This is a genomic window from Methylomicrobium sp. Wu6 (assembly GCF_035916875.1).
Classification (GTDB): domain Bacteria; phylum Pseudomonadota; class Gammaproteobacteria; order Methylococcales; family Methylomonadaceae; genus Methylomicrobium.
In genome coordinates, this window is the sequence record NZ_JAXUHN010000086.1 from 43,315 (window position 1) to 63,253 (window position 19,939).

Below are 19,939 nucleotides of genomic sequence, written 5' to 3' on the forward strand. Positions count from 1 at the left end.
TTTGATCAATTGGTTGAGTCACAGATTGGAAAGCGTGGTTGCCCATTCGGTTTGGAAAGTGGCAAATGTTTAACGCCACTAAACAACTACCGGCTAAAAGCCGGTGGGTTTGATTTACGGACTGAAAGTCCGGATACGCGTCGACTCAACGACGCGTCTTATTCGGGTTCCGTTTTAAAATTATCGTTCGGATTCGGCTCAAAGTGATGTTCCAAATGCTGCTTGATCATTTCTTCCGTCATCTGACCGACGGTGGCACAGAAATAGCCCCGCGCCCAAAAGTGCCGACCCCAATAGCGCTTTTTCAAATGGGGAAACTCTTCGAACAGATAACTGGAGGTTCGTCCTTTGATCCGCCTCATAATCTCGCTGGGCGCCAGATTCGGCGGTGCGCTGACCAAAATATGCACGTGGTCTTTGCTCACTACACCCCGGATAATCCGAATCTAAAACGCTTCACAGGTTTGGCGAACGATTTCTTTAACCCGCTCGGCTACCTCTCCCTTCAAAATTTGATAACGATACTTCGTCACCCAAACAAAATGATATTCAATCTGGAAAACCGTATGGCTCCCACATCTATAGTCCATGCCTCACCTCCTTGTGCGCTATTTTCGCAGCTAACAGGCTGTTGATTTTCTCTGCCCCTGAAAGCCGCATAATTTCGTTGCCTGAAACACATGAAACATCGTAATGCATTGTTAAATATGACAAAATTATTCAATTGCAAGATACTTCGAGGCAGTATTCCCCATGCGCGGTGCCGACATTACCCAAGAAGAGCTGTTCAGCTTCCGAACTTTGGAAGCACGCATTCCTAAAAGCCACCCACTCCGCAAGCTGCGGGCGGTGGTCGACATCCTGCTGTCCACGCTGGACGACGAGTTCGGCGTCCTTTACGCCTTTACCGGCCGAGAGTCGATTCCGCCGGAGCGCCTGCTGCGCGCCAGTTTGTTGCAAATCCTGTTTTCCATCCGTTCCGAGCGGCAGTTGATGGAGCAGATCGACTTCAACCTGCTGTTCCGCTGGTTTATCGGGCTGACGATGGACGGTGAGGTCTGGGACCACTCCACGTTTAGCGCCAATCGTGAGCGCTTGCTGAACGAACGGATGAGCCGATTGTTTTTCGAGCGTGTGCTGGCGCTCGCGAAATGGAAAGAACTGGTGTCCGACGAACATTTTTCGGTTGACGGCACGCTGATCCAGGCCTGGGTGTCGATGAAAAGTTTCGTGCGCAAGGATGGGTCAACCCCGCCGCCGGAAGATCAAAGCCGCAATCCCTCGGTCGATTTCAAGGGCGAGAAACGCAGCAACGACACCCACGCCTCGACCACTGATCCGGACGCACGCCTGTACAAGAAAGGCGATGGGGACAAGTCGCAGTTGTGTTTCATGGGCCATGTGCTGATGGAAAACCGCAACGGCTTGGTTGTCGACGTGGAAGTCACGCACGCCACTGGCACCGCGGAACGGGGCGCCGCCAAGGACATGGTGAAACGGAGTATTGCTAAGCCCGGTGCCACGCTGGGGGCAGACAAGGGTTACGATACCCAGGACTTTGTTGCAGCCATGCGGACCTGCAAAGTAACGCCGCATGTCGCGCAAAAAGCCAAAGGCTCGGCGATTGACAAGCGAACCACGCGGCACAAGGGTTACCGCACCGGCCTGAAAGTGCGCAAGCGGATCGAAGAGGTCTTCGGTTGGTCGAAGACGGTCGGCGGGCTTCGCCAAACAAAATTCCGTGGCCTGCAGAAGGTGGCGGCGCAAGCCGTGTTCACCTTCGCCGCGTATAACTTGACGCGGCTGAGCAGCATTTTCGGTTGGCGATATTCGACCGCTTAGGCGGTCGTGAGCCTGAAATTCGCCGAAAGGCGAAATGAAGCCTCGCCCGAGGCTGAAGGTACCGGCTAAAACCGGGATTTCAGCGCTGATCCGGCTTCCAGCTGTTAAACAAAATCGAAAATGAGGCTTGGAGCCGAAGGCACTGGGGCGTTTTTCAACAACCTGCTAAAGCTGACCGGCTAAAGCCGGTGATTTAAACCTTATTGATGAAAAATTAACATCCTCACGTTCTTCGGCGGCAAAAAGCATTCTTTTGGCATCGTAAACTCCGAAGCCGTTTTGCGAAATGAGGTGCTGTTTTAGCACTGCGGATGTGGGATTTTTCGTAAGATTCCAATTGAAATTTCAGTGCACAAATGAAATTTAATAAAATCATATATGATTGTTTTTTCAATGAAAATAAGAATTTATCGGTCCAATCATTTGTAAAACTGATCGCCATCCAGACATGCTAAATTGAATTGTGCCAGGTAGTTTTTGGTCTTCATTTCGGCAATAAATACCGCGCGAAGACACTGAATTAAGATGGGAAATTGCTCATTGATCGGTCGCGGTAGAGATGGCTGTTACCAGCCACCCCCCGCACAGATCCGTACGAGCGGAATTACCGCATACGGCTCCTGCCAAGAGTCTTGGCCTGAAATCGCTCTTCTGGGTGCGGGTGCAGCACTTTGAGTTGAGGCAGGAAGCTATCAGCAAGCTTGCCAAAACGACTCCATGGCATTCTGTTACGCTGACTCCTTCTCAATAAAGCATGTCTCCACGCCCTTTTGACTTCGGTAACAAAGCCTTTAAGTCGTTTGAGATTGCCGGGCACCGCGTAATAATTCAGGTAACCTCTGACCACACTGGCAATCCACTTACCCATCACAGGAATGGGTTCGTGTCGCCTTCGATGCAATTCAGCGCGAATTGCGCTCAATGTGGCCCTCATTCTTTTCTTGATTGTCAGCCTTAACAGTTTGAATCCGCCTTTTCGGGTCTTACTACAGATATGGGTAAACCCCAGAAAATCAAAGGTCTTAGGTTTACTTTGACCTTTTTCCATACATTGTTTTTCTGCAAATCGTCCGAACCGGATGAGTCGTGTTTTGTCAGGATGAAGCTCCAGTTTAAATTTTGCCAGTCTCTCCTTCAAGTAGTGCAGGAAAGCCTTGGCTTCATTTTCATACTGAAACCCCCAGACACCATCATCGGCATATCTGACAAAGATGACATCCCCTGTAAGGTGTTTGTTTCTCCAATTATGCACCCATAAATCCAGCACATAGTGCAGATAGATGTTGGCGAGCAACGGCGAAATCGGAGCCCCTTGCGGGGTTCCCTTAGTTGATGTCAATTTTATACCCTTACTATCAATAGTCCCTGCAATCAGCCATTTTCTTATTAGCCTTATCATGCGCTTATCGGCTATACGATGCTCTAGAAATTGTATCATCCATTCATGGTCAATCTCATCAAAGAATGCCCTGATGTCTGCATCCAGTATCCAGTTTATTTTCTTGCCGAAAATGCCCTCAGCCAATGCGTCCAGCGCATCATGCTGACTTTTACCCTGCCGGAATCCATAGGAAAAACCCATAAAGTCTGCTTCATAAATACAGTTCAACACTGTCGCTGTCGCCTGTTGAACCACCTTGTCTTCAACGGAGGCTATACCCAGCGGACGTTGTTTACCGTCCGCTTTCGGGATATACACCCGTCTTGATGGGGTGGCGCGATAGTGACCCGATTGTATTTCTTTTTGTAGCTCTGTCAGTCTGCCTTTACCTATCAATGCTTCATATTCACGCCAGGTGACTTTATCAATTCCGGGTGCTGCATTCTTTTTGAGTTCATAGAAACTCTCCCAGAGCAGTTCCGGTGTAATATGATGCATCAAGGCACTAAATCGGCATTGCTTATCCCGTCTTGCAACTTCACGCACACCTGCTAGTCCACGAGACGCCCTTTTATCACAGCGCTGTGTCTGTGGAGCGGGGAGTTCACCGGTGTTCCTCTTGGCTATATCCCTTCCCTCCGTTGCTTCCTCAGTCATTCTCATTTCTTCGTTCAACAATTTCATTGGTACTATAGATATATCCGACTTCTCATTGACGTAAATGGATGGATTACGGTTTTACCTTCCCAACCCTGTCCACCGCCGTATTGAAGTGGTGGACATCAATGAGATCTCGCTGCTTCCGTAGAGTAAACTTCCCAGCATGCGCAGGGTCTCCGACCGCGTGGGATCAGATGCATCGCTTGCGATAGCGCTTTGCACTGTATTGCCTTCCGCTTCGCTTAACAGCGTCGGCATCCCAGATTCCTGATTTCGCGGCTCAATGGCTGGCCTGCTGGTTTCCCCTGTCAACGCTTCGACATATCCCTCGCGAGATATGCCGCATGACTCGGGGTCAGGGTGGTTCGCTAGACCTTCCCCGTGCTGAACTTTCATCAGCTATCTACTATCGGCTTTGCAGCCGCACTAAGCGTCTACCCGTACCACCCATAAAATAGTTTTCGTCTGTTGCATCCTGTGATTTTTTGATCAGGAGTTTTGGCATGGCCATCACAGCAAAATGGCGGCAGCATATCGAAGCGTGGCAACGGAGTGGCCTGTCGCAAGCGGCGTATTGCGCCGAGCAGCAACTCAATGTCCGTACGTTCGCGGCGCGATTGAGCGCCTCTCGCAAATTATCCAAGTTGGATTCGACGGCCTTGATACCGGTGCAGATTCAACCGAAACCGGCTGTCACTGAGGTCATTGTCTTTACCCATGCCCAAGGCCATCGCCTGGAACTGCCGGCTTCAACGCTGGCGAGTTGGGTAGCGGAGTTGTTGCAATGCCTGGCTTGATCGCAAGTCCGGCACAGATCTGGCTGGCGGTAGCGCCGGTCGACATACCCAAGGGCACAAGTAACAAATCGCGCTCTTCGGTCAGACGGACAACCTCTTTCTGCAAGCGTTTTAACTCATCGTAGAGATGCTGATCGGTGCGGACAGTTTTATCATGGTCAGTCGGAGAACTGTATTTGCTGATCCAGGTGTGCAAAGTATTAACGTTAATCCCGAGATCTTTGGATACCTGAGTAATGGGTTTATCTGATTCATTCGCCAGCTTGACGGCTGAAGCCCTGAATTCGGCTGTATAAATATTGGGTTTTTCTGGACTCATTGGGGATTCACTCTTGTTTGAGAAAATTTTAAAGAGTGTGTCCGGTTTAGTGTAGCCACTTCAAATTTCAGGATGTAACTCTGCGCGGACTCAAAGTGGGCGGAGGAATCGTCGCTTCCAGCCAAAGTCAAGGTAACGACAATGACTTCCAGCTACCCGGTTATGTCACACTCAATCTGATGACCAGCTACAACACGAAAATCAAAGGCAAATCGGTAACTTTCCAAATCAATGCCAATAATTTACTCGACAAAACTTACTACCCCGGGTCGAATTCGTGGAGCATGATTGGCGTTGGCGCGCCACGCTCCTTCTTGGGGGGTCAGTGAAGGTAAAGTTTTAACTCCCCTAAACAGCAACCTTGAGTAAAAAAACGTAACTTGAGGAGATGGCTTTTTCTTCCAGCCCTTCTCGAAATATTCAGAAGAGTACTTTTTCCTGACGCGCACTCAATTGACCGTTCAGTCGATCATATAATTTAGTTTTTAATTATAAGGCTTACGCAAGCAGCATGCGGAGGGACGGATTTTTGAGTTGTTGACAGAGATAGTCATCGAGTTTCTCTTGTTTCTATTGATATACCGTTCGCCTCGGGGCGTAGGCGAATTGCTTTAGCCGTCCCCAGACCAAACGCACTGGCAATAGGATTGCGCTGAATGCGGGTTTTGCGGTATTGACAGCGTTTCAGGCCATTGACCTGCTTGCCTTCGCGGTGCAGTTGCTCGATCTTCCAGCGATAGCCGCAACCCTGGGGTACCGCCGCCGCGGAGTGCTGAATGTGATCGTTCGTGACGATCCCATCCGTGCGGTGGGTAGACACCTCAACCCGGAGCCACTACACCTTATGGGCTTTAGGAAAGCCTTTGCTCTTGATCCGTTTGCCGTGTCCTGTTCAGCCCGGCTCTATAGCAACGTATCGAGGCGTTGGCCGCGCACCGCCGGAATCATCCACGTGACGGCTCACTTTGAGAGGACAATAATAGACTTTCTGCAAGGATTCGATGAACAGCATCAAATCTTTTGTGGCGTACCAGGTATCTATCAGCACGGCATGAAACGGCAGCCGCATATGAGTGACCACGTTGCTGAGCATCTCGTGGACATGATCCAGTTTAGATTTGCCATCGCCGTCGGGATCATAGAGCCGGTAATCAATCAGCCAGAATTGATCTTGCTCCGGATTGACATAGACGCATGCCGCGGATCAGGCCGTGCGTATTGCCGCTGTATTGGCAACGCACTCATTTGATCTGCCGGGAAAAGCCCTTATCAAGCACGGTATCGTCGAAGAGCAGATAGCCGCTCGGTGTGGTGACAATCTCGGCACGGACGTTATCCTCCATCAGCCGGTATCATCCATTCATGCCACAGGTAGCGGTTGATGGCATCGTGACTGAAGGTCGGGGGGTAACCGGCAAAATAGGTTAACGTGTCATTGATCTGGCTGACCAGAAGAAATTAGCAATAATCTAAGCATATCATGGTTGTATGAGAGAATGATCAAGATCTTTTTGGCCTTCTCCACCTCATTATGTGCCTTTATCTATCAATCTTTTGTGCGTAAATACTGCTAGTGAACCGATGTTGCAAAATCATAAAAACCTGGCTATATTAAATAAAAACAACAACCTACATTCATTATGTGTTGCACCTATGCTGGATTGGACGGATCGCCACTGCCGTTTTTTCCATCGCCTGATTTCGAAACAGGCACGCCTTTATACCGAGATGGTCACGACAGGGGCGTTGCTGCATGGCGATAGGCGGCGTTTTTTGCAATTTGATGCGAGCGAGCATCCGCTCGCCTTGCAATTGGGCGGCAGCGACCCAGCCGATCTGGCCGCCTGCGCGAGGATGGCCGAGGATTTCGGCTACGACGAGGTGAATCTGAATGTCGGCTGCCCGAGCGACCGGGTGCAGAACGGGCGTTTCGGCGCCTGTTTGATGGCAGAACCGGAATTGGTGGCCGAATGCGTCGCGGCGATGCGGAAAGCGGTTTCGATTCCGGTCACGGTCAAGTCGCGGATCGGCATCGACGACCGGGATTCCTACGAGGAACTGAGCGGATTCATCGGCACGGTCGCGGCGGCCGGCTGCGAGACTTTCATCGTGCATGCGCGCAAGGCCTGGCTGAAGGGCTTGTCGCCGAAGCAGAACCGGGAAGTGCCTCCACTGCGTTACGATGTGGTCTACCGCCTGAAACAAGATTTTCCGGCCCTGCAGATCGTGCTGAACGGCGGCATCACCACGCTCGAACAGGCGGAAGACGTACTACGGACTGGAGTCGACGGCGTGATGGTCGGGCGGGAGATTTATCACAATCCTTACTTATTGGCCGAGGTCGACCGACGTCTGTACGGCACAGCAACCGAAGCGATCACGCGCACGGAGATCATCGAAAAATTGTTGCCATATATCGAGCAGCAACGGGCCGAAGGCGTGCGTCTGCACAGCGTCACCCGGCATATCCTCGGCCTGTTTCACGGCGAGCCCGGCGCCAGGTCCTGGCGCCGGCATCTCAGCGAACACGCGGTCAAATACGACGCGGACGTCTCGGTTGTCCGCGAAGCATTAAATTTCACCATTCAATGATGTATACTGCGTCGACTTTTTAATATTGAGAACTGCATTGTGGAAGAGTATTTTTCGAAGATTATCGCCGCGGTGGGCGAGGATCTGAACCGCGAGGGTCTGATCGATACGCCGAAACGCGCCGCCGAGGCGTTTAAATTTTTGAATAACGGTTACGAAAAAAACCTTGACGAGGTCTTGAACAACGCGGTTTTCACCGCCGATACCGAAGACATGGTAATCGTGAAGGACATCGAACTATATTCGCTGTGTGAGCACCATCTGTTGCCGTTCATCGGCAAGTGCCATGTCGGCTATCTGCCGCGCGGCAAGGTGCTGGGCCTGTCGAAAGTCGCGCGGATCGTCGACATGTACGCCCGGCGTCTGCAAATCCAGGAAAAGCTTACCAAGCAGATTGCCGATGCGATTGAGCATGCGGTCGACGCCAAAGGCGTCGCGGTCGTGATCGAGGCGAAACATTTATGCATGATGATGCGCGGCGTCGAAAAACAAAACTCGGTAATGACGACTTCGGTGATGACCGGCATCTTCCGCAAGGAAATGAATACACGTTCGGAATTCTTGAATCTGATCAACCGCTAGGCGCCGCATGACGACGAAGAAAACCGGGGTATTGCTGGTCAATCTGGGTTCCCCGACGGAACCGACCACTGCGGCGGTCCGACGATTTTTAAAGGAGTTTCTTTGGGACCCGCGCGTCGTTAATCTGCCACGGCCGCTATGGTGGCTGATTCTGCATCTGTTTGTGCTGCCGCTGCGTCCGCGCCGGTCTTTTTTGGCTTACCGTAAAGTCTGGGACGAAAAGGGTTCGCCGCTAATTTATCTGACCCGGCAGCTTCGCGAAAAAGTGGCGGCCAGACTGGCGGCGCAAGGCACGCTGGTACGCGATGCGATGCGCTATGGCGAACCGACCATCGCGGGTCAATTGCTCGCCTTTAAAGGAGACGGCATCGACAGACTGGTGATTCTGCCGCTGTATCCACAATATTCTTCAACCACAACCGCATCGGTGTTCGACGCGGTTGCCGATGAATTGTCCAAATGGCGGCATATTCCCGAGGTCCGCTTCATCAGCGATTATTATCGCGATCCGGGCTACATTGCGGCGGTCGCCAAATCGATCGAACATAGCTGGCATTTACACGGCAAGCACGAATTGCTGTTGATGTCGTTTCACGGCCTGCCGGAAGTCCTGACCGAATGGGGCGATCCGTACTTCAAGCATTGCGAGCAAACAGCCGCTCGGATCGCGAAACAGCTTTCGCTGCAAGATCACGAATGGCGGATGGTGTTTCAATCGCGCTTCGGCAAAACCGAATGGCTGAAACCGTATTGCCTGGACACATTGCAGGCCCTGCCCGGACAAGGCATCAAAACGGTCGATATCGTCTGCCCCGGATTTGCGGTCGATTGCCTGGAGACGCTCGAAGAGATCGCGATCGCGAACAAAGAAGAATTCCTCAAGGCGGGCGGCAGCACCTGCCATTATATTCCGGCTTTGAACGATTCGGATACGCATGTGGATGTGCTCGTCAACCTGCTGGCGTCATACGATTAACCACTAGAACGAAGACGCCATGCGGAGTCGCGGGCATCGAAGCGCATTCCTCGGCCCGTAGCTCTTGATCGAGGCAACGTTAGTTTGATTTTATAACGAGAGATCACCGATGACGGAAACGATATTACAAAGCTGGCAAAATACCTGGCCCGAGATTAAATCCACCCGGCCTTTGGATACCGGAACCGGCGTAATCGATGCGAGCGCTTTCAATACGATCGAAGTCGATAACCTTTTCGAATCGGTCAATCATTGCTCGACTACGCTCGGACAGGCGTTTTTGTACCGCTCGCTGTCCCGACCTCTGGATGATCTTGAGCAACTCAACGCAAAGCAGGAAGCTGTGGCGGAAATCCATCACAATCAGCCGCTGCGTGAAGCGCTCGAACGTCTCATGCAACATGGGGCCGATACCGAAAAAAATCTGTATATGCTGTTGTATGCGGAATTTGTCGGTTCGTTCGGCTCCGCGCGCGGCCAGCATGAAATCGAGGGTTACGGCTATGCGCAATATAAACGCGGCGTGCGTTTCATGCTTGATCTGGTCGATGGCATTCGCCAGATCGAAGCGCCCAAAAGCCGCTTCCTGAACGGCGTCTTCGACAAAATCCACGCCTTTGCGGCAAGCCGCGATTATTCGCTGATGGCCGGGCCGGTCTATGTAACCGAAGGCGTGATTCAAGCGAAGGAGGAAAAGCAAGGCTGGTTTCCGATTTCGGTGATTTTCAAGCCTCGCCTGTTCAAGCCATTGATCTTCATCGCTCTGGCCTTTCTTCTAGGACTGCTGCCGATGGCGATGAGCATCACCACACCGGCGCAGATCATTTTCTTCGCGCCGCTGTTTCTGGTCTATTTTCCGATCGTCGGCGGCTACGACCGCGACAATTGCATTATTCCCCTGCGCAATCAGTTTCGCAGTTCGCACGCGGTTGGCGAAGCGCTGGACGCACTGGGGCAATTGGACGAATTGCTGTCCTTCATCAAATTCTCGGAAGCCTTCGGCGGCGACATGGTGCTACCGAAGTTGATCGATGCTCCACATCACCGGATCAATCTGGCCGCGGCTAGAAATCCGGTACTCGGCAAGGCCAATCCGAACTATGTCGCGAACGATTTTGTGCTCGACGACGACAAGCTGGTATTGGTCACGGGACCCAACAGCGGCGGCAAGACCGCTTTCTGCAAAACAATTACGCAAATCCAGTTGCTCGCGCAGATCAGTTGTTATGTGCCGGCCAAGGCCGCGACACTGACCATAGCCGATCGAATTTTTTATCAAGCGCCCGAAATCAGTCATCTTGTCGACGGCGAAGGCCGTTTCGGCACCGAATTGAAACGCACCAAGGACATTTTCCTCGCGACCACCGCGAAAAGCCTGGTCGTACTCGACGAGATGTCGGAAGGCACCACTTTCGAGGAAAAAATGGAATCATCGACGAACGTGCTGACCGGCTTTTACCGCAAGGGCAACAGCACGGTGCTGATCACCCACAATCATCAACTGGTCGACCATTTCATCGAACAAGGCATGGGCATCGCCAAACAGGTCGAATTCGCGCATGAGGCGCCGACTTACCGATTGATTCCTGGCATTTCGCGCGTCAGCCATGCCGACCGCGTGGCCAAGAAAATCGGCTTTTCGAAAGAAGATATCGACAACTATCTGGCGGGTTCATCATGAAAATAGGCACCGCATTATCGAACAGCGCCACCAAGGCCCTCTTGCTCGGCAGCGGAGAACTCGGCAAGGAACTGGTCATTTCGTTGCAGCGCTACGGCATTGAAGTGATCGCCGTGGACCGCTATGCGGATGCCCCCGCGATGCACGTCGCGCATCGCAGTCATGTAATCGACATGACCGATGGCGAGGCGGTCAAAAAAATCATCGCACTTGAAGCACCTGATTTCATCATTCCCGAAATCGAAGCGATCGCGACCGATGCGCTCGCCGACATCGAACGGCAAGGCATCGGCACCGTCGTGCCGAATGCGCGCGCAATTCAATTAACGATGAACCGCGAAGGCATCCGCACGCTCGCCGCGGAAGAGCTCAAGCTGCCGACCTCCGCTTATGCATTCGCGGAAAGTTTCGCTGAGTTGAAAAACGCCGTCGATCAAAAAATAGGCTATCCTTGCTTCATTAAGCCGACGATGTCATCATCCGGCAAGGGCCAGTCGATGGTCAAAGGCCCCGAGCAATTGGAAGCGGCCTGGAACTATGCGAAAGCCAGCGGCCGGGTCGATACCGGCAAGGTGATCGTCGAAGCCAAGATCGATTTCGATTTCGAGATTACCTTGCTGACCGTGCGTGCGTTGAATCCAAACGGCGAGATCGAGACCTATTTTTGCGCACCGATTGGTCACCGTCAGGAACACGGCGACTACCGCGAAAGCTGGCAGCCGCAGCCGATGACGTCCGCGGCGATTAAAGCATCGCAGGAGATTGCGTTTAAGGTCACCGGCGCGATCGGCGGACGCGGTATTTTTGGCGTCGAGTTGTTCGTGAAGGGCGATAATGTCTGGTTTAGTGAAGTAAGTCCCAGACCGCACGACACAGGTATGGCTACAATGATTACTCAACAACAGAATGAATTTGAACTGCATGCCCGAGCAATTCTTGGCTTGCCGGTCGATACCGGACTATTGAGAATCGGCGCGAGCGCCGTTATATTGAGCCGGGAAGAAGCCGTCGATGTGGTTTATGAAGGGCTCGCAGCCGCATTGAGCGTGCCGGGCAGCGAAATCCGTCTGTTCGGTAAACCGCGCGCCTTGGTCAACCGGCGCATGGGCGTAGCTTTGGCAAGCGCGGAAACAATAGAAGAAGCGAGAGAAAAAGCGGTTAAAGCCGCCAGCTTGGTCATTATCAATTCAGGATAAAGGTGGAGTCATGCTGAGATTAGCCACAGTTTTAATCACCCTAAGCATATCCGGTGAAGCGCTGGCCGACATTTATAAATATGTCGATAGTTCCGGCCGCACCTACTATACCAATATTAAATCTGAAAACACCCCGTACAAGCGCATCATGGTAACGAAATCTTACTATTATGCTCGACCCGCTCCTGCCATGGCGGGTTACAGAAGCTACCTCGGAGACCAAAACAAGCGAAAATTCAGCGATCTGATCAATGAAGCGGCTTACCGTCATCAGGTCGATCCGAAACTGGTGCATGCAGTAATCCAGACTGAATCGGCCTATAACGCCGGCGCGGTTTCATCGGCCGGCGCGGTCGGCTTGATGCAGTTGATGCCGGACACCGCGAGGCGCTACGGCGTCGACGACCGCCGCAATCCGGATCAAAATATCGACGGCGGCACGCATTATTTGCGAGACCTGATCCAAATGTTCAGTCCGAATCTGGAACTGGCTGTTGCCGCATATAATGCCGGCGAAAACGCGGTCATCAAACACAATTACTCGATTCCGCCATACCCCGAAACTCGCAACTATGTAAGGCAGGTTTTGGCGGCGTATAATCGCTTGTCTTTATAAAACTTACGCGCCCCGTTTTTAGACGAGCGCGGCAGGCAAAGGCGTTGAGTTTAGCCGTTCATCCCGAATGTGCCGAGTCATTGCCGACTTCGCCCTTCGACTCAAAAGAATCGGCCAGCGAAAGTGCCTTTGCCAACCAGCGCGTCATCAGCCAGCACGCTTGCTCCGGTGTCTGGCCGTAGGTCAACAAGCCGTCCCGATGCCCCAGCATTACAATTACACCCTGCCCCGGATGACTTTCAACCAGTGCGCCAACCGCTTGCGCCATTGCCGGCGTTCCGTATGCGATGCCGGCCTCCACGCAAGGCAGTTTCAATGCTACGGCGTTCCGCCAGACACCCGGACTATGGCCGTGCGCAACGCAACAAACCGTTGGGTTGGCACTGTAAACGGCCGCGTGCGTCAAGGCTTCCGACGAGGGCGGTAGCGGTCCTTCGGCAGAAAGATAATTCTGATCGGGGCGCGCCTGCAATACGCAAGCGTAGTGTGCAGCTGTCAACTGAGGAATATGCCCAGTTTGGGTGCCGGTGATCAAAAAGCTGCCCGCATCGAGACGAAGGCTTAAGTTTCCGTAGCCCAACCCGTCATAGCGCGCGCCATCCTGCCCGATCATTCCGAGCCGCCAGAGCAGGCTGCGCCAGGCGTTCAGCTCGGCAAAACCAGCCTCTATTCGGGCAGGCGCAACCTGATAATCCAGGCGGAATTTGATGACGCCTTCCTGTTCGGCCATTGTGTCGGTTTACGTGTTTGGATAAGAAAATTATTTACGTCTGCTTTGCACAGAATTTGCGTCTACACTTGGAATACTAATCGGATTTTATCATCGATATAACAATCTCGATGACTATAAAAATAGATACAAACAGCCCAATTTATCGTGGTTTACTGATGCCGCACGGCAAAGAGCTTAGGAGACTGTAATTTTCGATGGAAAAGAGTAAACACCATTTTGCAGTTGAAGAAGAACTTTGCAAAATCGAAAAGCAGTTAACTCTGGCTCAATCCGTGGCGGGCTTTGGCATTTGGGATTGGGATATTCAATCCGACCAGATTTCTCTCAGTCCCGCGTATTTAAAACAGCTCGGGCTTCCGGAAGATAGCCGGCAAAGCCATCAAGATTTTCTGGCTATGGTCCATCCGGACGACAGAAGCATTATTGATAAACAACTACAAAACTCGTTAGCCGGAACGCAATCCGACGACGCGGTTGAGTTTCGACTGATCCGCGCGGATGGCGCTGAGCGCTGGTTTGCCTCCAAAGACCGGTTTATTTTTGAGAATGGCAAGCCTATCCGAGCGCTTGGCATCCTGGTCGACATCACCGGGCACAAACTGAAGGAAACCCGGATTCAGTTACTCAATCAAGTTTATGCGGCGGTAGCCCAAACTAATCGACTTGCAAGACACGCAAAGAACTCTAGCGAACTGTTTGATGCCGTATGCCGCATCGCGGTTGATCACGGAGGCATGAAAATGGCGTGGATCGGCAGAAATTATCCCGAAAATGACTGCATTGAAGTTATCGCTTGCCATGGCGCCCATCTGGACTATCTGGATGATATTGTTATTTCCGTAAGACCCGATATTCCTGAAGGACAGGGCCCTACCGGCACCGCGTTGCGTGAAGGGCGCGCGGTTCTGCTCCAGGATTTTTCTGAAAGTCCCACAACCATCCCATGGCAGGCTCGTTCCCTTGCCTCAGGCAATTGGCAAGCGAGCGCGGCATTTCCCATTGTGAGAAACGGGACGCCTTATGCCGTCCTGACTCTTTTCCACGCTGAAAAAAATGCCTTTAACGAACTGATCGTCAGCCTGTTGAATGTGATGGTTGACGAGATTGGTTTAGCGCTTGACGCCCTCGATGCCGAAACCGAACGTCAAAATATCCTGCGGGAGCTTCGTTATAGCGAAGAGCGATACCGTTTGTTGCTCAATTTAGTGCCCGATCAAATATGGATAGCACAACCCGATGGACGACTCGATTATGCCAACCAGCGAGCGCTCGATTATTTCGGCTTAAGCCTGGATGAAATGCTTGGTCATGGCTGGGAAAACATTGTCCACCTCGAAGATTACCCACGCGTATTAGCGGCTTTGTCGGAATCGCTGCTAACGGGTAAAAACTTCGAAGGAGAATACAGAATCGTGCACCATTCCGGCGAATACCGCTGGTGTGCGGCCAGAGCGCATCCCTCGTTTGATGATGATGGCCATATCCAGAAGTGGTACGGCATTACCACCGATATTACCGAGCGAAAGCAAGCCGAGGAACGGCAACGGTTAACAGCCCGTATTTTTGATTCCACATTGGAAGGCATTATCGTCACCGACGCCTCTCATCATATCATCGAGGTCAACGACGCCTTCATGCAGATCACCGGCTACACACGCGAGGACGTAATCGGAAAAACCCCCCGAATTTTGAAATCCTGTCATCATGGGCCGGAGTTTTATCAGGAAATGTGGCAGGCGATCAATAGAACGAGTCACTGGAGTGGAGAAATCTGGAATCGCCGTAAAGACGGCGAGGTGTATCCGGAATGGACCACGATTTCGGCCATAACCGATGATAACGGCAAGGTCAGTCATTACGTCGGGATTTCATCAGATATTACCCTGCTGAAACAACATGAACAGCAACTCGAGTTCATGGCGCATTATGATCCGTTGACCGGCATACCCAATCGCGTATTGCTCGTTGATCGCATGCAATTAGCTCTGGCGCGGGCACGCCGCGAACACAATCTGCTGGCGGTTTGCTATCTGGATTTGGACGGCTTTAAGCCGATTAATGACACCTATGGCCACGATTCGGGGGACATCGTGTTGATTGAAATTGCCAACAGGCTCAGCCACTCCTTACGCGGCGCGGATACCGTGGCGCGACTGGGCGGCGATGAATTCGTCATTCTATTGCAGGGAATCGAGAATGTCGAGGACTGCCAGAACAGCCTGAATAGGCTGATATCGATTATCGCTCAAACCATTTTTCTTCAAGGCCAACCTTTTATATTCACCGCCAGCATTGGCGTCACACTTTATCCTCAAGATAATGAAGATCCCGATACGTTGATTCGCCATGCCGACCAAGCCATGTATCTTGCCAAAAAATTAGGAAAAAATCGTTACCATATTTTCGATCCGGCCGAAGATGTTCTGCTCAAAACGCATATCGAGAAAATATCGATAATAGAACAAGGGTTTATTGATCAGCAATTCGAAATGTACTATCAACCTAAGGTAGCATTGGACCAATCACATATCGTGGGGGCTGAAGCGCTGATCCGTTGGCGTCACCCAGAGCGCGGTCTATTGCCGCCCAACGAATTTCTGCCCTTGATTGAAAACACCCCGTTGGATATTCAGATTGGCGAGTGGGTCATCAGTACGGTGTTGACGCAAATGGAACGCTGGCGTCACGAAGGACTTGCACTTGAAATCAGCTTCAATATCTCGGCGAATCATTTGCAATCACCGGAGTTCGTATCCAAATTAAAACAACAACTGGCGCTTTATCCCGATTTGCCGCCACATCAACTGCAAATCGAAATATTAGAGACCGCGGCCTTAAGCGACATTGCAAAGGTATTAGGCATTATCAAAACTTGCGCGGCAATGGGAATCAGTTTTGCACTGGATGATTTCGGCACCGGTTATTCTTCTTTGGCTTATTTGCGTAGATTGCCGTTCAATACGATCAAAATAGATAAGAGCTTTGTGCGGGACATGCTGATAAATTCCGATGACCGCGCCATTGTGCAAGGTGTTATCGCCTTGGCCGAAACCTTTAGTCGGGCCACGGTCGCTGAAGGAGTCGAAACCCAAGCTCACATGATCGCCTTACGGGACATGGGCTGCGACATTGCGCAGGGCTATGGCATTGCCCGCCCGATGCCGGCAAACGAATTCTTGTCGTGGTGTCGGAATTTTTGAATTTAAACGAATTCGGTAATTTGCTTGCCATCCGATTATTGTAGGCATCGCAATCCACCCTTAAATATTGAAACTTTTTACTGCGAGAGCGAAGCCCGTTGCCATCGTTCGGCGCAACGCGAACTTCTGGCCGAGAAGGTCGCCAAACTGAAGAACGAATGCCTGAATACAGAAGGCATACAACCATATAGGGAGGAAATTCCTCAGACCTGAGTCCTCCATTGTCGCCTCGCAAAGAGGCTGCGCAATCGAAAAAGTCCCGACATGGACATTCTCGGTAGGCTTTCGTACAATGCGGTCAGAGGAAATGGGTTTTTCTCGATGTCTGCCGGTATACGGCACGGCCTCCTTAATTCTTCTGCGCTTTGCCGGCGTTTTTGGCCCTCGATAGTCGCCAAGAACAATTTCGATTGTCCGTAATAGCGAGTCAAGCAGCGATGACAACAACCAAGAAATTGAAATGGCTATTGGTTCTGGTCCTGATTTTCGGCGGGTTCGCGGTCTATAAATTTTTCGGCGTCCTAGCGACCGATCTGTCGCTCAAGGAATATACCTGGCTATTCAAAATCGTTTCGGAATTTGGCCTGTTCCTGTCGGTGATTATTTCGGTCGGCTATGTGCATCATTGGCTGATCGCGGAGGAAGAGCACCGGGAATCGGAAAAGAACTTGCGCGCGACTCTCGAAACGTATGTAAATAATGTTCTATTCAATTCGGTTAAACGCGGCTTTTTGGGAATCACCAATAAGGAATTCGATTTCAGCCAGATCATGTCCGGTTTAAAACCCGGCGACTATGTGTATTGGATGATCACATTCGATCCCCGCTTCAAAAATAAGTCGCGGGAACTGGAAAATGCGATCAAAAACGGCGTGCATTTCCGCCTGATGATTTTGAAAGCCGGAAGCCGAATCGGCGAATTGCGAGCCACCGAAGCCGCTGGTTTCAATCCGCATGAGTTTAACGAATACAGCAAGTTATTTAAGGTGTCGCTGGAAGATGTGATCGGGCGCATCGACGACTCGATCAAAGGCTCCATCGGCGTTTTCATTTATGACGGCCTGCCCTGTATTCCGTTTTTCATCATCATTCGGAACGAGTCGAAAAAGGTCTCGGTTTACAACAGCTTTTATCTGACAGAGCCGGTTTCGAAAATGCCTTATCTGAACTGGGAAACTGTCTTGAAACTCGGCAACCAGAGCGCTTTTGAGTCGGACGACTGGAATTTAGCCGATCTGTTTTTTGACTATTTCAAGACAAGATGGGAAATAGAGAAATCCAGATTAGATACAGACGACAGGGCTGGGCAGAACGAGTCCGATGATTTTATCTGTGCTCCTGCTTCGGCCAAGAAGCTTTGTTCGACGCTTTATAACGAATAGCAACCGTGGCGGCGCAATTTCTCGTTTTACTTGATGGATTTTAGTATGTTTGAATTATATCTCGATACCGCCGACATCGGCCAAATCGCACGTTTCAGCGCCTGCCTGCCGGTACATGGCATCACCACCAATCCGTCCATTTTGGCCAAAGCGGGTATCGGGCTCACTGAATTGCTGCCGAAGGTTACCGAGGCATTGGGAAAACAGGGCAGAATTCATGTGCAGGTGGTCGGCGAAAGCGCGGACGCAATGGTCAAGGAAGCCTTGCGCTTGCAGGAATTGCCTTATGACATCATCGTGAAGGTGCCGGCGACAGAGATTGGCCTGGCCGCGATCAAACAAATGAACGCGCGAGACATCCCGGTACTGGCGACCGCGATTTATAGCGTGCAGCAGGGGTTTCTGGCTGCATTGTGCGGCGCCGATTACCTGGCGCCTTATGTGAACCGGATCGACGCGATCGGCGCGAATGGCGTCGGCGTAGTCGCCGACTTGCAGTTACTGCTCGACCGTCATGGCGTACCTTGTAAGCTGTTGCCGGCCAGTTTCAAAAATACCCAGCAGGTGCTGGAGGTATTGAAGGCCGGCGTCGCGTCGATCACACTGCCGGTCGAGGTAGCGTCCGAACTGTTTGCACATCCGTCCGTGCAGCCGGCGGTGAATCGCTTCACCGAAGACTGGCAGGAAGCCTTCGGGCGAACATTATCATTTGAAAGCTAAAGAGCCACCTGCCGAAATCGGAATCGTCCTTTCAGGATCTTCTAAAACGGTTTCTGCAAGAACTCAACCGTTAAATAAAAAAGGCGGCGCCTCCCTGCCCCGCTTCAACGGCATCATTTCGAATACGCCGTTATATCACTCCATCTCCCTTATCAGCTAATGATTCAGTTGCAGAACGTTTACGTGACTCCAGATGGCCTCGATGAAATCATCATCGAGCGGCGGCATGCCGCTGAGTATCCAGCGCACCAGGATTTTAGCGACACCCGGATAAGTAACTCTGACTCGGCGCGGATTTTCGAGCCAATGGGCAATCGTCTTCGCATCGAGCTCGCTCATGATATGTCCGTAGCCGAGCTGTTTTAGCGCGGCGGCATTCGAGATTTGTTCCAACTGTGAATGCAGCGGCTTGATCAGGATTTTCTTGCCCAATTGCAGCGCTTCGCTGATCAATTCAAAACCGGCATTGCTGATGATCCCCGCGCAATCATGAAGATCGTTATGAAAACCGGCGCGCGATAAAGGTTTGATCCTGATATGCTCGGAAGGCGAGGACATCGCCACTGGTGTATAGATAAAAAAATCAAAAGTTTTGAATGGCGCGAGCAGCTTCACCACATCGCTCGGATTCTCAAACGGCAGATACACGACGATCTTGTTCGCGACCCCATGCTCCGGCGGCTCATTCAACGCAATGATCGGCGGCAAGATCGGCTGCCCGAAATGATGCCAGTGCAGGCCGATATTTTGCCGAGTCGGAGCGAAATACTTCATCACGCTTTCGGCGATGAAATCGCCGCCTTCCCGCGGTATGCGGTGATTGAACGCATACTGATGACCGATGCCCAGGACCCTTTTTTTTCTGAGCCTGGCCGCCCAGGCAGTGATCGGTTCGAAATCGCTGAGCACCAGATCATATCCATTAAAATCCAGGACTTTAACTTCTTTGATGAAATTGATCGGGCGGGTATCCAATGCCGTTTTCAGATAGCTGACATCTCCGTTCTGGGTATGAAAGGTCAACCCTTTCATTGCCTGGTAACCGTTGAAAACCTCCATGTCGAAATATTTAGCCGCGTCCCGGCCGCTAAACAAATACGTCACGTCGACGCCAGCTTCGGCAAAGGCTTTGGCCATTTCGCGCGCGCGCGTGATATGACCGTTGCCGGTACCCTGCACACCGTAAAATATTTTCATGCGCCTTTATTTTCCCTTTGCACCGGACAATCCTTCGGCTTCGCTGCCTTGCAGCCCATGGCCCC

14 protein-coding genes and 2 pseudogenes are annotated in these 19,939 nt (G+C 51.6%); 10 read left to right on the forward strand and 6 right to left on the reverse strand.

The window, feature by feature from the left end; translation table 11 throughout:
• Nucleotides 1–158 precede the first annotated feature (158 nt).
• Nucleotides 159–590: pseudogene (gene tnpA, locus U2W12_RS14200) on the reverse strand (IS200/IS605 family transposase).
• 163 nt (nt 591–753) lie between these two features.
• On the opposite strand from tnpA, the gene U2W12_RS14205 reads away from it, so the two are divergent.
• On the forward strand, nt 754–1,842 hold the full coding sequence (locus tag U2W12_RS14205; RefSeq protein ID WP_326501349.1) for an IS5 family transposase: 1,089 nt from the start codon (nt 754–756) through the stop codon (nt 1,840–1,842).
• 604 nt (nt 1,843–2,446) lie between these two features.
• Here U2W12_RS14205 and ltrA read toward each other — a convergent pair.
• The 3 genes and pseudogenes from ltrA to U2W12_RS14220 all read right to left on the reverse strand — a co-directional run bounded on the left by ltrA (nt 2,447) and on the right by U2W12_RS14220 (nt 6,451).
• Nucleotides 2,447–3,907 (reverse strand): group II intron reverse transcriptase/maturase, encoded by a 1,461-nt coding sequence (gene ltrA, locus U2W12_RS14210; protein WP_326501350.1) that lies wholly within the window; start codon nt 3,905–3,907, stop codon nt 2,447–2,449.
• 687 nt (nt 3,908–4,594) lie between these two features.
• Nucleotides 4,595–4,999: a transposase gene (locus tag U2W12_RS14215; protein WP_326501351.1), complete on the reverse strand. Its 405-nt coding sequence runs from the start codon at nt 4,997–4,999 to the stop codon at nt 4,595–4,597.
• Between the two features lie 498 nt (nt 5,000–5,497).
• Nucleotides 5,498–6,451, reverse strand: a pseudogene (locus U2W12_RS14220) (transposase).
• A gap of 129 nt (nt 6,452–6,580) precedes the next feature.
• Between U2W12_RS14220 and dusA the strand changes: the two are divergent.
• The 6 genes from dusA (at nt 6,581) to U2W12_RS14250 (ending at nt 12,642) form a co-directional block, all read left to right on the forward strand.
• The gene (gene dusA, locus U2W12_RS14225; protein WP_326501352.1) at nt 6,581–7,591 is read left to right on the forward strand and encodes a tRNA dihydrouridine(20/20a) synthase DusA; all 1,011 of its coding nucleotides are present in this window, start codon (nt 6,581–6,583) and stop codon (nt 7,589–7,591) included.
• Nucleotides 7,592–7,630: 39 nt separating this feature from the next.
• Nucleotides 7,631–8,173, forward strand: coding sequence for a GTP cyclohydrolase I FolE (gene folE, locus U2W12_RS14230; RefSeq protein ID WP_326501353.1), 543 nt, complete (start codon nt 7,631–7,633; stop codon nt 8,171–8,173).
• A gap of 7 nt (nt 8,174–8,180) precedes the next feature.
• Nucleotides 8,181–9,149, forward strand: coding sequence for a ferrochelatase (hemH, locus tag U2W12_RS14235; RefSeq protein WP_326501354.1), 969 nt, complete (start codon nt 8,181–8,183; stop codon nt 9,147–9,149).
• A gap of 109 nt (nt 9,150–9,258) precedes the next feature.
• A complete protein-coding gene (locus U2W12_RS14240; RefSeq protein WP_326501355.1) occupies nt 9,259–10,830 on the forward strand; it encodes a DNA mismatch repair protein MutS in 1,572 nt (523 codons plus the stop codon).
• On the forward strand, nt 10,827–12,026 hold the full coding sequence (gene purT, locus U2W12_RS14245) for a formate-dependent phosphoribosylglycinamide formyltransferase (RefSeq protein WP_326501356.1): 1,200 nt from the start codon (nt 10,827–10,829) through the stop codon (nt 12,024–12,026). The genes U2W12_RS14240 and purT overlap by 4 nt, the downstream gene beginning before the upstream one ends.
• Nucleotides 12,027–12,036: 10 nt before the next feature.
• A complete protein-coding gene (locus U2W12_RS14250) occupies nt 12,037–12,642 on the forward strand; it encodes a lytic transglycosylase domain-containing protein (protein WP_326501357.1) in 606 nt (201 codons plus the stop codon).
• A gap of 58 nt (nt 12,643–12,700) precedes the next feature.
• On the opposite strand, the gene U2W12_RS14255 is transcribed toward U2W12_RS14250, so the two are convergent.
• Nucleotides 12,701–13,372, reverse strand: a complete 672-nt coding sequence (locus U2W12_RS14255) for a class II aldolase/adducin family protein (RefSeq protein WP_326501358.1) — start codon at nt 13,370–13,372, stop codon at nt 12,701–12,703.
• A gap of 197 nt (nt 13,373–13,569) precedes the next feature.
• Here U2W12_RS14255 and U2W12_RS14260 point away from each other — a divergent pair, with 197 nt between their 5' ends.
• The 3 genes from U2W12_RS14260 (at nt 13,570) to U2W12_RS14270 (ending at nt 18,677) form a co-directional block, all read left to right on the forward strand.
• A complete protein-coding gene (locus tag U2W12_RS14260) occupies nt 13,570–16,575 on the forward strand; it encodes an EAL domain-containing protein (protein ID WP_326501359.1) in 3,006 nt (1,001 codons plus the stop codon).
• 437 nt (nt 16,576–17,012) lie between these two features.
• A complete protein-coding gene (locus U2W12_RS14265; protein WP_326501360.1) occupies nt 17,013–17,957 on the forward strand; it encodes a hypothetical protein in 945 nt (314 codons plus the stop codon).
• A 45-nt stretch (nt 17,958–18,002) separates the two neighbouring features.
• On the forward strand, nt 18,003–18,677 hold the full coding sequence (locus U2W12_RS14270; RefSeq protein WP_326501361.1) for a transaldolase family protein: 675 nt from the start codon (nt 18,003–18,005) through the stop codon (nt 18,675–18,677).
• A 156-nt stretch (nt 18,678–18,833) separates the two neighbouring features.
• On the opposite strand, the gene U2W12_RS14275 is transcribed toward U2W12_RS14270, so the two are convergent.
• On the reverse strand, nt 18,834–19,874 hold the full coding sequence (locus U2W12_RS14275; protein WP_326501362.1) for an MJ1255/VC2487 family glycosyltransferase: 1,041 nt from the start codon (nt 19,872–19,874) through the stop codon (nt 18,834–18,836).
• Nucleotides 19,875–19,939 lie beyond the last annotated feature (65 nt).

Bases quoted from the DNA above. Each gene is read 5' to 3' on its own strand.
- U2W12_RS14265 (WP_326501360.1), top strand. From the start codon at position 17,013: ATGACAACAACCAAGAAATTGAAATGGCTATTGGTTCTGGTCCTGATT.
- purT (WP_326501356.1), top strand. From the start codon at position 10,827: ATGAAAATAGGCACCGCATTATCGAACAGCGCCACCAAGGCCCTCTTG.
- U2W12_RS14240 (WP_326501355.1), top strand. From the start codon at position 9,259: ATGACGGAAACGATATTACAAAGCTGGCAAAATACCTGGCCCGAGATT.
- U2W12_RS14215 (WP_326501351.1), bottom strand. From the start codon at position 4,999: ATGAGTCCAGAAAAACCCAATATTTATACAGCCGAATTCAGGGCTTCA.
- U2W12_RS14250 (WP_326501357.1), top strand. From the start codon at position 12,037: ATGCTGAGATTAGCCACAGTTTTAATCACCCTAAGCATATCCGGTGAA.
- hemH (WP_326501354.1), top strand. From the start codon at position 8,181: ATGACGACGAAGAAAACCGGGGTATTGCTGGTCAATCTGGGTTCCCCG.
- U2W12_RS14275 (WP_326501362.1), bottom strand. From the start codon at position 19,874: ATGAAAATATTTTACGGTGTGCAGGGTACCGGCAACGGTCATATCACG.
- U2W12_RS14260 (WP_326501359.1), top strand. From the start codon at position 13,570: ATGGAAAAGAGTAAACACCATTTTGCAGTTGAAGAAGAACTTTGCAAA.
- U2W12_RS14270 (WP_326501361.1), top strand. From the start codon at position 18,003: ATGTTTGAATTATATCTCGATACCGCCGACATCGGCCAAATCGCACGT.
- dusA (WP_326501352.1), top strand. From the start codon at position 6,581: ATGTTGCAAAATCATAAAAACCTGGCTATATTAAATAAAAACAACAAC.
- U2W12_RS14255 (WP_326501358.1), bottom strand. From the start codon at position 13,372: ATGGCCGAACAGGAAGGCGTCATCAAATTCCGCCTGGATTATCAGGTT.
- ltrA (WP_326501350.1), bottom strand. From the start codon at position 3,907: ATGAAATTGTTGAACGAAGAAATGAGAATGACTGAGGAAGCAACGGAG.
- U2W12_RS14205 (WP_326501349.1), top strand. From the start codon at position 754: ATGCGCGGTGCCGACATTACCCAAGAAGAGCTGTTCAGCTTCCGAACT.